A 12,144-nucleotide genomic window follows, 5' to 3' on the forward strand; every position below is an offset into this window, starting at 1 on the left:
TCAGAGTAGGCGCCGCGGCGCACGAGGCGCCGCGCATCGAATCCAGGGGAGATGGCGATGAGCGAGTTCTTCATCGGTCAGATCATGATGGCCGGCTTCAACTTCGCACCAAAGTATTTTGCGCAATGCAATGGACAACTGCTGCCGATCAGCCAGAACCAGGCGCTGTTCTCGCTGCTCGGCACCCAGTTCGGCGGCAACGGCACCACCAACTTCGCGCTGCCCGACATGCGCAGCCGCACTCCGGTGGGCTATGCCGACTCGGTGGACCCGTCCTGGCAGCCGCCGCCGGTGCAGATGGGCGAAGCGGCCGGTTCGGAGAACGTCACCCTGCTGGCGAACAACCTGCCAGCGCACACCCACACGGTGAACGCATCCACCAGCGACGGCGACAACCGGATCCCGTCGAACCGCATGTTCGCGACCAGCATCAATGCGAGCGGCCCCGCACTGCCGCTCTATGGTCCGTCCAGCGGCCCCCTGGTGACGCTCAACCCGCAGTCGGTCGCGACCGCCGGCGGCAATCAGCCGCATCCGAACCTCCAGCCGTACAACACGATCAACTTCTGCATCGCGCTGAGCGGAATCTTTCCCTCGCGCAACTGATCGACAACCGACGGATTCCGACCCGCGTGCCCACGGCGCGCGCGTCCACAGCACAGGAGCGCTTCCATGTCACAACCCTTCATCGGCGAGATCCGGATGTTCGGCTTCGGTCGCACACCCTCGGGCTGGCAGGCCTGCGACGGCAGCCTGCTGCCGATCTCGCAAAACGACGCGCTGTTCAACCTGATCGGCACGACCTACGGCGGCGACGGCCAGAGCACGTTCGCGGTTCCGGACCTGCGCGGCCGGCTGCCGATCCACCAGGGCCAGGGCACGGGCCTGAGCTATTACCCGATGGGCCAGGCCGCAGGCACGGAAACGGTCACGCTGATATCGACGCAGATGCCGATGCATACCCATCCGATGGCGGCGACCACGGCCGCGGCGACCGCGACCACGCCCGGCTCCTCCCTGCTGCCCGGCACCGTCAGCGGCGATACGTTCTACGTGAACACGATCACCGGCAACACCGCGGCGCCGATGTCGCCGCAGATGACAGGGCCCAACGGCGGCAACCAGCCCCACGAGAACTGCATGCCGACACTGACGACGCAGTACTGCATCGCCCTGTACGGCATCTACCCGAGCCAGACCTGATCCCGGCCGATCCCATCCCGCAGCGCCATGCAGGCGCGGCCGCGTGATCCGGCGCGGCATCCTTCGGAGACAGCACATGAGCGATCCATTCATTGGCGAGATCCAGATGTATGGCTTCAACTTCAACCCGCGTGGCTGGGCGTTCTGCAACGGCGCCACCCTGCCGATATCGCAGAACACCGCGCTGTTCTCGCTGCTGGGCACGACCTACGGCGGCAACGGCCAGACCACGTTCCAGCTGCCGAATTTCGCCGGCCGCGCCGGCTGCGAGCAGGGCCCGGGTCCCGGCTTGAGTCCGCGTACGCTGGGCGAGTCCTTCGGGACCAGTGCGGTCACCCTCACCACGAGCCAGATCCCGATGCACAACCACGGGGCCAACGCGTTCTCGCAGACGGCGGCGGGCAGCGGCTCGCATTCTCCCGTCGACAACGGCGGGCTGTCGTTCCTTGCGTCCAGCACCGCGTCCAAGACCTACATCGGCCCGCCATCCAACACCCAGATGGCGCCGAACATGATCGGCGCCAATGCCGGCGGCAATGTGCCCCACGAGAACCGGCAGCCCTACCTGGGCGTGAACTTCTGCATCGCGCTGGTGGGCGTGTACCCGTCGCTCTCCTGACCGTGACGACGGCATCGCAGCCAGCGGGATTGCCGTCCTTTCCGCACCGCACGATCCAACCCGCGCCCCTGACCGGGCGCGGGCTCCGGCTGCGGCACGCGACCGATCCCGACCTGCCCTGGCTGCGCCGCCTGTACGCGGCCACGCGCGCACAGGAGATGGCGCAGCTGCCATGGCCCGAGGCGGTCAGGCAAACGTTCCTGGATCAGCAATTCGATCTGCAGCACCGGCACTACGTCACCCACTACGGCGACGGCGACTTCCTGATCGTGGAGGATGCGGACGGCCCGGTCGGCCGCTATTACCTGCATCGCTCCACACCCGAACACCTGATCGTCGACATCAGCCTGTTGCCCGAGCGGCGCAACCGAGGCATCGGCGCGGCGCTGATCGCCGCCTCGCAGGCGCACGCATGTGCCGAAGGCTGCGGCATGCATCTGCACGTGGCCGTGCACAACCCGGCCGCGCGGCGGCTCTACGAGCGCCTGGGTTTCGTCGTCATCACCACCGAAGGGGCCCACCACCGGATGCGATGGTCGCCACCGGCCATCGACTTCTGAATCGCGCCGCCGAAAGCTCCGCCGCGCCGGATCAGTTGAACACCGCCTGATAGAGGAAGCCGTCGCGCTCCTGCGCAACCGGCACCAGGAAGATGCCCACCTCGCCGACACGTGGATGGCGCATCTGATAGGTCTGCTGCGGGAACAGGAACGCCGATCCGTTGCGGAACAGCAGCGAGAACGGCGCTCGCGGGGTGTTCCCCGGCGCGTTCTGCAACGGCCGCGCCTCGACCAGCACGAACGGCACGTCCATGTCGTTCAGAGACGCCGAGAACGTCTCGTTCACGCAGCCCGCGAAGTGTTGCAACGTCAGCAGTTCCATTCCCTCTCCATTTCCGATGATGGCCGCGGCGCCCCCGCCCGGCGCGGAGATCCGCGTGCCGCTGACAGCATGTCCGCGGGTCGCGGCGCGCGGCATACGACCCGACATAACCCGGATACCCCCCGGACGCATGATGTCTGACGCCCCCGGGACGACCCTGGCACGACCCCGTCTAGAGATGCTTCAACGTCTCGCGCACGCCGGCCACGCAGCGGCGGCTGACTTCCAGCGGCTGCTTGCCGTGGCGCAGCACCGCCTGCACGTGGCCGTCCGGGCAGCGCCGCAGTTCGACGATCTCGTAGCGCGCGACCAGGCAGTTGCGATGGATGCGCACGAAGCGTTCGCCGAACTCCTCCTCCAGCGACTTCAGCGACTCCTCGATCAGGTCCTCGCCGTGGACGTGGTGGACGACGACGTACTTCTCCTCCGCCTGCAGGTAGTGCACGTCCTCGATCGGAATCAGCCGCAGGCTGCCGCGCAGGCGCGCGCACAGATGGGTACGGCGCTGGCCGTCGAGGCGGGCCCGACCCTGCAGGCGGCCGGCGGCGAAGGTCCGCACCCGCTCCAGCGCCGCGGCCAGGCGCTCGGCCCGGACCGGCTTGACCAGATAGTCGATCGCTTCGGCCTCGAACGCCGACAGCGCGTGCGCGTCGTAGGCGGTGCAGAACACCACGGCCGGACGCGGCTCGAACGCGGCCAGGTGATGCGCGGTCTCCAGTCCGTCGAGGCCGGGCATCGCGATGTCGAGCAGGATCAGATCGGGCTGGTGCTCGGCGCAGGCATGCAGCGCATCGTGGCCGTCGCCGGCTTCGGCCACCACCTCGATCCCGTCCTGATCGGCCAACAGGCTGCGCAGGCGCTCGCGCGCCAGCGGCTCGTCGTCGGCAATGACCACCTTCATCGGCCCCACGTTCTCTCCCGCCTCGCCCCCCTTGCGATGCCCCGCATCATGCCCGTTTTCAGGCCCGTTCGGCTGCATGCCCCCACTCCAGGGTTGGTCCGATAGTACTGCCCGCTCCGGCCGAGGTCATCCTCCCGGGGAAAACGGACCCGGCTGCGACTGCTGTCCGGGAGAAACGCGGACGGGCCCTGCGAACGGCCCCGCCCGGGCGACGGTCAGCGCGGACCGGCCTGCGCGAACAACCGCGACATCCAGTCGCCGAGATCGCGGATCTGCTCGGCGCATACCTGGTGCGCCATCGGATACGCATGCCAGTCGACGCTGAAGCCCAACCCGCGCAATGCCCGGGCGCTGGCGTCGCCGCCCGCATACGGCACCACCGGGTCGAACTGGCCGTGGGCCATGAACAGCGGCTGCGACGGCGCCTGCGCGGTGACCTCGCCGACCAGCCGCTCGGCCATCGGCAGGTACGTCGACAGCGCGATCAGCCCGGCCAGCGGCACCTCGCGCCGCAGTCCCGTCGCCAGCGCGATCGCACCGCCCTGCGAGAAGCCGGCCAGCAGCAGCCGCGAAGGCGGCGTCCCACGCTCGCGCTCGCGCGCGATCAGCGCCTCGACCTGGGCGACCGACGCGTCGACGCCGGCCTCGTCGGCACGCTGGGCCAGGTTCATGTCGCGGATGTCGTACCAGGCGCGCATCGGCACGCCATTGTTGATCGTGACCGGGCGTATCGGCGCGTGCGGGAACACGAAGCGCAGCGCCGGCCAGTCCTTGCGGACCAGTTCGGGCACGATCGGTGCGAAATCATGGCCATCGGCGCCGAGGCCGTGCAGCCACAGCACGCTCCACTGGGGCGACGGGCCGGTCTCGTGTTCGACGTTATCGAGCAGGGTTACGGTATCCATGCGGCATTGTCGCCGCCATCCGCGGCGCCTGCCACCCGTGCCCTCAACCGCCGCGCGGCAATGCGAAGTTGAGCGTGCGGGTGGTGGTCACGCTCTGCCCACCCGGTTCGAAGCGCCAGCGCCGCGCCGCCTCGATCGCGGCTTCCTCGAACACGCCGGCCGGCTGCGCCGACAGCAGTCGTACCGAGGACACGCTGCCATCGGGCTCGATCGTGAAGCCGACCTTGACCTGGCCCTCGATCCGCCGGCTCATCGCGATCATCGGATAGCGCGGTGGCGCATCGCGAACCAGTCGCGGCACCCGCGGTGGCGATCCCACCGCAGCCTGAACCGCCGACGCCCGGGTTCGCGATGCCGATGCTTCTGCATCCGCAGCGACGCGTGCCGGCGACAGGGACACATCAGCGACTGCCACTGCGGCATCGGACGCGTTCCCGGACCGATCGACGGAGACCGGCAACTCCAGCATCGCCGCCGCTGGCGCGGCGCGTCCGGCCTGCCCCGGCGACCCGGCCGACGCCGTCGGCGCCGACGGGGCCTGTGTCGTTGCGCGCGCCTGCTCGGCCCGCATCCGCGCGGCGGCCGTATCGACGACGGCCTGACTGGCGGCCGCCAGTTCGTTGCGCAGTCGCGGCAATGCGGGCGCGTTCGGGTCGACCCGTCCCATCAATGCCAGCAGGCGCTCGGCCTCGGCGATCTCGCTTCGCGCCAGCGCCTGCTCGGCGGCGATCAGCAGGTAAGGCTGCAGCTCGATCAGTGCGGCACCGACGCTGGCGTCTTCCGGCGCCTTGTCGCGCAGTACCAGGTAGTACTCGACCGCATTGTTCCCAGCCGGGGCATGAATGCGGCGCTCGCGCAGCGCCGCGGTCGCCCGCTCGCGCAGGCCGCCGCGATCCAGCGCCGCGATGCGCGCGTTGGATGCCTCGGCCACCACGGCGGAGTCCGGCACTGCCTGCACTGCCGCGTCTTCGGGTGCGGGCGCACACCCGGCCATCGCCAATGCGGCAGCGATCGACACCCGGACGACGGAACGGCGTTCGCGACGGTCCATGGCCGCATCCCTCACGCCAACGGCCGGGATCCGTCGCCATCCCGGCCGGACACGGCGATCCCTTCGCGATATGAAGAGGCCGCGTTCGAGTGCGCGCGGCGCAGCGTTCCCGCCCGATGAACCATCAACATGGATTTCCCCCGTTCCTGTTTGCTCCGCACGCAGCCAGGAGCGGCCACAGGCCCGGCACGGCGAAGGTGCGCAGGCTACGCAGAGCATGTGACGGCGCCGCGGCAGATTGGCGACACGCGTTGCAACGGCCGGCCCTGCGAACCTGAGCGGAAGCCGACCGCGATCCGGCGGGGGCGCGGCACTGGAATTGTGTAACTCGGGCCCCGCCACGTACCGTGTGCGCCATGCTGCGCCTTCGCCATGCCGTCCGCCCGTTGTCGCTGCAGCGCCTGCTCGTGCTGGCGCTGCTGGTGCTCGGTGTGCTGGCCAAACCGGTGCTGGCCTCGATCGGCGAGGTCCACGAACTGCAGCATGACCCGAGTGGACAGCATCTCCATCTTGGACAGAACGGCGATCACGACATCGCTTCCGACGGTGTCCATGTCGATCACCGTCTCCAGTCGGATGCACCCGCGGACGCTCCGTCCGACGACGGCAACCTGCTGCACGAACTCCTGCATTTCGCCCATTGCTGCGGCCAGTCGCCGCAGAGCGTACCGGCGGCCGCGATGACGGTGCCGGCGATCGCCGGCGACGCCACCGGCCCGGCGAACGCCGCCGCACCCGCTCCCGATCACCGCAGCCAGGACGTCTTCCGCCCTCCGATCACCGGATGAGCCTGGGACCTGTCGGGAAAACAGGTCCTCGCCGGTCATGCGCCGGCATCCGCTTCCATCCCTTCTCGGAGTGACTCCATGTTCCTGCGACTCGCGGCCATCGCCGCTGTCGTCGCTTGTGCCGTGGCAGCGGGCCCGTCCCGCGCCGGCGAGCGACTGAGCCTGGACGATGCATTCGTGCGCGTCCTCAACACCCATCCCGACCTGCGCCTGGCCGACTCCCGGGTCGCCATCCTGGCCGCTGAACGCGAGCGCGCCGCATTGCGACCGCCTTTGACCGCCGGTGCCGAGCTGGAAAATGCGTTCGGCAGCGGCACGGCCGCCGGGCTGGAGGCGGCCGACCTGACCCTCAGCCTGGGCTCGGTGCTCGAACGCGGCGGCAAACCGGCCGCACGGCTCGCGCTCGCCGAGCGTCGGCTGGACGCACTGGCGGTCGAACGCGAGGCGCGCCGGCTCGACCTGCTCGCCGAGACCGCACGCCGCTACCTGGCCGTCGCGGCGGCCGAACAGCGGCGGGCGATCGCCGGGTTCGACATCGCGCAGCGCCGGCAAGCGGTCGACGCCGCGCGCCGGCGACTGCAGGCCGGCGCCTCGCCGCGCTCGGTGCTGTTGAGCGCGCAGGCCGCCCTGGCCCGCGCCGAACTCGAACAGGCACGCGCCGCCCAACAGTCCGGCGCGGCACGCCAGCACCTGGCCGCACTCTGGGGCGTACGCGATCCGCAGTTCACGATCGATGCGAACGGCCTGCAGCGCCTGCCGCGACTGGCCGACCTGGACACGATCGCGGACTGGCTGCAGGACGCACCCGAGCTGCGCCGCTTCGCCGACGAACGCCGCATCCGCGAAGCCCGGCTGCAGCTTGCCCGTAGCGAGGCCGTGACCGACATCGACTGGCAGATCGGCGCGCGCCGGCTCGGCGACGGCGACGACGTGGGACTGGTCGCCGGGATCTCGATACCGCTCGGCAGCCGCTCGCGGGCCGCCCCGGCGATCCGCGGCGCGCAGGCCGAGCTGGCCGCGCTGGAGATCGAGCGCGAGGCCGGCGACCTGTCGCTTTACGCAACCCTGGTCGACGCGCACGGACGCTACCGCAGCGCCCGCCTGGAAGCCGCCCGCCTCGACGACGAGATCGTACCGGCGCTCGAGCGGGCCGCGGCCGCCACCGCGACCGCCTACCGCGCCGGCGCGGCCAGCTACCTGGAATGGAATCAGGCACAGGTCGAGACCATCGCCGCCCGCCGTCAACGCCTCGATGCCGCGGTCGATGCGCTGCGCGCCCTGATCGAGATCCAGCGCCTGACCGGTCGCACGTTCCTGGACGACACGCCGTCCGAGGCACTTCCCGCGAACCCCGACGCCAGCGTCGCGGCAGGCCTGACGCAAGGAGACGCACGATGAACATCCCGATCCGATGCACCACCACACGTGCGGCCACGATGCTGGCGATTGGCCTGCTGATCGCCGCACTCGCCGCCTGCGGAAGCGGCGACGACGTCAACGCCGCGGCCGACGCCGGCGCCACGAAGCCCATCGGCCACGGACAGGGCGGGGATCATGTCGAGGGCGAAGGCCACCGGCGCGAGGCCGGCGGTCACGACGAAGACGGTCACGACGAGGGCAACGACAGCACCCGCATTCCCGCCGACATCGCCGAGGCGTCAGGCATCCGCGTGGCGGCGGTCGGCCCGGGAGAGATCGCCGACGCCCACGAAGTCCAGGGCCTGCTGATTCCGGTGGACGGCCGCGTCGCCGAGGTGATGGCGCGCTATCCCGGACCGATCCGCGCGCTGCATGCACGCGCCGGCGACCGCGTCCGTGCCGGCCAGACGCTGGCGGTGATCGAGAGCAACCTCAGCCTGTCGACCTACACCGTCGCTTCGCCGCTCGGCGGCACGGTGCTGTCGCGCACGGCCACGGTCGGCACGGTCGCCGGCGAAGGCCAGGCGCTGTTCGAAGTCGCCGACCTGTCTGAGCTGTGGGTCGACCTGCACGTGTTCGGCGCCGACGCCGGCCACATCGCCGCCGGCGCCCCGGTAACGGTGACCCGGATCAGCGACGGTGTGCAGGCGCAGACCGTGCTCGAACGGGTCCTCCCGGGCACCGCAACCGCGAGCCAGAGCACGGTCGCGCGGGCGGTGATCGCCAACGGCGACGGCCTCTGGCGCCCCGGCTCGGCGGTACGGGCGCGGGTCGTCGTCGAACGCTTCCAGGCCGAGCGGGTGGTACCGCTGGGCGCGCTGCAACGCGATGGCGAAACCGACGTGGTGTACGTGCGCGAGGGCGAGGACTACCGCGCGCGGCCGGTCCGCATCGGCCGCCGCGATGCCGAGCGCGCCGAGATCCTCGACGGCGTCGCAACCGGCGAGGAAGTCGTGGTCGAGCAGAGCTTCCTGGTCAAGGCGGACATCGGCAAGGCCGCCGCCGAGCACAGCCACTAGGAGCCGCGCCATGCTGGAAAGAATCATCCGCTTCGCGATCGCGCACCGCTGGCTGATGCTGGTGCTGACCCTCGCACTCGCCGCACTCGGTGCCTGGAACTTCACCCGCCTGCCGATCGACGCGACGCCCGACATCACCAACGTGCAGGTGCAGGTGAACACCGAGGCGCCCGGCTACTCGCCGCTGGAGGCCGAACAGCGCGTCACCTTCCCGATCGAGACCGCACTGGCCGGGCTGCCCGCACTCGACCACACCCGCTCGCTGTCGCGCTACGGGCTGTCCCAGGTCACCGTCGTGTTCGATGACGGCACCGATATCTACTTCGCGCGCCAGCAGGTCGCCGAGCGCCTGCAGCAGCTGAAGTCGCAGCTGCCGCCGGGACTGGAACCGCAGATGGGCCCGGTCGCGACCGGCATGGGCGAGATCCTGATGTACACGGTCGAGGCCGCGCCCGATGCGCGCAGGGAGGACGGCAGCGCGTACACGCCGACCGATCTGCGCACGCTGCAGGACTGGGTGATCCGGCCGCAGCTGCGGACCGTGCCCGGCGTCACCGAAGTCAACACGATCGGCGGCTTCGAACGCGAGATCCATGTCACGCCCGATCCGGCGCGACTGGTGGCTCTGGGCTTCACCCTCGCCGACGTCGTCGATGCGCTGGCGGCCAACAACCGCAACGTCGGCGCCGGCTACATCGAGCGCAATGGCGAGCAGTACCTGGTGCGGGTGCCGGGCCAGGTCGACGACCTCGAGGCGATCCGCGACATCGTGCTCGATCGCCGCGAGGGCGTGCCGATCCGGGTCCGCGACGTCGCCGGCGTCGACGAAGGACGCGAACTGCGCACCGGCGCCGCGACCCAGAACGGCCACGAGGTCGTGATCGGCACCGTGGTGATGCTGGTCGGCGCCAACAGCCGCGAGGTCGCGCGCGCGGCGGCCGACAGGCTGGAAGCCGCCAACGCCAGCCTCCCCGATGGCGTTCGCGCCGAGCCCGTCTACGACCGCACCGCCCTGGTCGATCGCACCATCGCCACCGTCTCCAGGAACCTGGTCGAAGGCGCCGTGCTGGTGATCGTGGTGCTGTTCCTGCTGCTGGGAAACGTGCGCGCGGCACTGATCACCGCCGCGGTGATTCCGCTGGCGATGCTGTTCACCATCACCGGCATGGTCCGCGGCGGAGTCTCCGGCAACCTGATGAGCCTGGGTGCGCTCGATTTCGGCCTCATCGTCGACGGCGCGGTGATCATCATCGAGAACTGCCTGCGTCGCTTCGGCGAGGCCCAGCATGCGCTCGGCCGTCCGATGAACGAGCGCGAACGGCTGGACACCGCCGCCAGCGCCACCGTCGAGGTGATCCGGCCCAGCCTGTTCGGCGTCGGCATCATCACCGCGGTGTACCTGCCGATCTTCGCGTTGGACGGGGTCGAGGGAAAGATGTTCCACCCGATGGCGGTCACCGTCGTGCTGGCACTGACCGGCGCGATGCTGCTGTCGCTGACCTTCGTGCCGGCCTCGGTCGCCGCGTTCCTCGGCGGCCGCGTCGACGAGCGCGAGAACCGTCTGATGCGCTGGGCGCGACACGGCTACGCGCCGCTGCTGGCGCGCGCGCTGCGCTGGCGGATGCCGATGATCGCCGCGGCGGCATTGCTGGTGCTCGGCTGCGGCTGGCTGGCGACCCGGCTCGGCGCCGAATTCGTGCCGACCCTCGACGAGGGCGACCTGACCGTGCAGGCGATGCGCATCCCCGGTACCGGATTGTCGCAGTCGGTGGCAATGCAGGAAACGCTGGAGCGCACCCTGGCGGGCTTCCCCGAGGTCGAGCGGGTGTTCGCCAAGATCGGCACCGCCGAGATCGCCAGCGACCCCATGCCGCCGTCGATCGCCGATACCTTCGTGATGCTGAAGCCGCGCGAGGCCTGGCCGGATCCGCGCAAACCCAAGGAGGCGCTGGTCGAGGAGATCGCCGATGCGATCGCGACCCTTCCCGGCAACAACTACGAGCTCACCCAGCCGATCCAGATGCGTACCAACGAGCTGATCTCGGGCGTGCGCGCCGACGTCGCGGTCAAGATCTACGGCGACGATCTGGACATCCTGGTCGCGACCGCCGCGCAGGTGCGCGACGTGCTGGCCATGGTGCCGGGCGCCAGCGACGTGCGCGTCGAACCGGTCGGCGGGCTGCCGCTGCTGACCGTGACCCCGGACCGTCGCGCGCTCGCCCAGTACGGCCTGAATCCGGTCGACGTGCAGGACACCGTCGCCACCGCGGTCGGCGGCGAGGTCGCCGGCCAGCTGTTCGAAGGCGACCGCCGCTTCGACCTGGTCGTACGCCTGCCCGAGGCCACGCGGCAGGATCCGGCCGCGCTGCACGACCTGCCGATTCCGTTGCGCACCCCGCTGCCGGCCGACGGCAGCATCCGCGCCGACGAGTCCAGCCGCAGTGCCGACTGGCGGACGGGCGCGCCAGGCACGGTACCGCTGCGCGAGGTCGCGAAGATCGAATCCCGGCTCGGCCCGAACCAGATCAACCGCGAGAACGGCAAACGCCGGATCGTGGTCACCGCCAACGTGCGCGACCGCGACCTGGCCGGCTTCGTCGGTGAACTTCGCGAACGCATCGATGCGGATGTCAGGCTGCCGACCGGCTACTGGGTCGACTACGGCGGCAGCTTCGAGCAGCTGATATCGGCGAGCCGGCGGTTGGCGATCGTGGTGCCGGTCACGCTGATGCTGATCTTCGCGCTGCTGTTCTGGGCGTTCGGCTCCGCACGCGACGCCGCGATCGTGTTCAGCGGCGTGCCGCTGGCGCTGACCGGCGGCGTGCTGGCGCTGGCGATCCGCGGGATCCCGCTGTCGATCTCGGCCGGCGTCGGCTTCATCGCCCTGTCCGGCGTCGCCGTGCTCAACGGCCTGGTGATGATCAGCTTCATCCGCCGCCTGCGCGAACAGGGCGATCGTCTCGATGACGCGATCGTCGACGGCGCGCTCGGACGGCTGCGACCGGTATTGATGACCGCGCTGGTTGCGTCGCTGGGTTTCGTGCCGATGGCGCTGAACGTCGGCGCCGGTTCCGAGGTGCAACGGCCGCTGGCCACCGTGGTGATCGGCGGCATCGTTTCCTCGACCCTGCTGACCCTGTTGGTGCTGCCGGCGCTGTATCGCTGGCTGCATCGCGGTGGCGATGACGACGGTGATGGCGATCGCGGCAGCGGTTCACCGACGCCGGCGTGAGGATGACGGGCGCGGGTCGTTCGGCGACCCGCGCCCGCTGGGTTAGGCTGGTACCGATGCCATCCAGCGCTGTTTCATGACCCGCCTTCTCCGTCTCCCCCGCCTATCGACCCGCCCGTCCGGCG

Annotated in this window: 12 protein-coding genes; 8 read left to right on the forward strand and 4 right to left on the reverse strand. The window is 70.3% G+C overall.

The genetic code is table 11. The annotated features are described in order from the left end of the window. Nucleotides 1-57 precede the first annotated feature (57 nt). The 4 genes from L3V18_RS06985 to L3V18_RS07000 all read left to right on the forward strand — a co-directional run bounded on the left by L3V18_RS06985 (nucleotide 58) and on the right by L3V18_RS07000 (nucleotide 2,382). Nucleotides 58-606: a phage tail protein gene (locus L3V18_RS06985; protein ID WP_237053961.1), complete on the forward strand. Its 549-nt coding sequence runs from the start codon at nucleotides 58-60 to the stop codon at nucleotides 604-606. Between the two features lie 66 nt (nucleotides 607-672). Then, nucleotides 673-1,203, forward strand: coding sequence for a phage tail protein (locus L3V18_RS06990; RefSeq protein ID WP_237053962.1), 531 nt, complete (start codon nucleotides 673-675; stop codon nucleotides 1,201-1,203). A 76-nt stretch (nucleotides 1,204-1,279) separates the two neighbouring features. Further along, nucleotides 1,280-1,822 (forward strand): phage tail protein, encoded by a 543-nt coding sequence (locus tag L3V18_RS06995; RefSeq protein ID WP_237053963.1) that lies wholly within the window; start codon nucleotides 1,280-1,282, stop codon nucleotides 1,820-1,822. Between the two features lie 29 nt (nucleotides 1,823-1,851). Then, nucleotides 1,852-2,382 carry a GNAT family N-acetyltransferase gene (locus tag L3V18_RS07000; protein ID WP_237053964.1) on the forward strand — a complete coding sequence of 177 codons (531 nt, stop codon included), beginning with the start codon at nucleotides 1,852-1,854 and terminating at the stop codon, nucleotides 2,380-2,382. Nucleotides 2,383-2,413: 31 nt separating this feature from the next. On the opposite strand, the gene L3V18_RS07005 is transcribed toward L3V18_RS07000, so the two are convergent. The 4 genes from L3V18_RS07005 to L3V18_RS07020 all read right to left on the reverse strand — a co-directional run bounded on the left by L3V18_RS07005 (nucleotide 2,414) and on the right by L3V18_RS07020 (nucleotide 5,561). Continuing rightward, entirely contained in the window at nucleotides 2,414-2,704 is a 291-nt protein-coding gene (locus L3V18_RS07005; protein WP_237053965.1) for a DUF6916 family protein, read from the reverse strand. A gap of 172 nt (nucleotides 2,705-2,876) precedes the next feature. After that, a complete protein-coding gene (locus L3V18_RS07010) occupies nucleotides 2,877-3,605 on the reverse strand; it encodes a LytR/AlgR family response regulator transcription factor (RefSeq protein ID WP_237053966.1) in 729 nt (242 codons plus the stop codon). Between the two features lie 215 nt (nucleotides 3,606-3,820). After that, a complete protein-coding gene (locus L3V18_RS07015; protein ID WP_237053967.1) occupies nucleotides 3,821-4,510 on the reverse strand; it encodes an alpha/beta hydrolase in 690 nt (229 codons plus the stop codon). Between the two features lie 43 nt (nucleotides 4,511-4,553). After that, nucleotides 4,554-5,561, reverse strand: a complete 1,008-nt coding sequence (locus tag L3V18_RS07020; protein WP_237053968.1) for an energy transducer TonB — start codon at nucleotides 5,559-5,561, stop codon at nucleotides 4,554-4,556. 356 nt (nucleotides 5,562-5,917) lie between these two features. On the opposite strand from L3V18_RS07020, the gene L3V18_RS07025 reads away from it, so the two are divergent. The 4 genes from L3V18_RS07025 to L3V18_RS07040 all read left to right on the forward strand — a co-directional run bounded on the left by L3V18_RS07025 (nucleotide 5,918) and on the right by L3V18_RS07040 (nucleotide 12,019). Further along, nucleotides 5,918-6,349, forward strand: coding sequence for a hypothetical protein (locus L3V18_RS07025; RefSeq protein WP_237053969.1), 432 nt, complete (start codon nucleotides 5,918-5,920; stop codon nucleotides 6,347-6,349). Between the two features lie 78 nt (nucleotides 6,350-6,427). Continuing rightward, nucleotides 6,428-7,747, forward strand: coding sequence for a TolC family protein (locus tag L3V18_RS07030; protein WP_237053970.1), 1,320 nt, complete (start codon nucleotides 6,428-6,430; stop codon nucleotides 7,745-7,747). Nucleotides 7,748-7,785: 38 nt separating this feature from the next. After that, entirely contained in the window at nucleotides 7,786-8,787 is a 1,002-nt protein-coding gene (locus L3V18_RS07035; RefSeq protein WP_425493490.1) for an efflux RND transporter periplasmic adaptor subunit, read from the forward strand. A 10-nt stretch (nucleotides 8,788-8,797) separates the two neighbouring features. Next, nucleotides 8,798-12,019 carry an efflux RND transporter permease subunit gene (locus L3V18_RS07040; protein ID WP_237053972.1) on the forward strand — a complete coding sequence of 1,074 codons (3,222 nt, stop codon included), beginning with the start codon at nucleotides 8,798-8,800 and terminating at the stop codon, nucleotides 12,017-12,019. The last annotated feature ends 125 nt before the right edge of the window (nucleotides 12,020-12,144 follow it).

It is taken from the genome of Marilutibacter chinensis (assembly GCF_021725675.1).
Classification (GTDB): domain Bacteria; phylum Pseudomonadota; class Gammaproteobacteria; order Xanthomonadales; family Xanthomonadaceae; genus Marilutibacter; species Marilutibacter chinensis.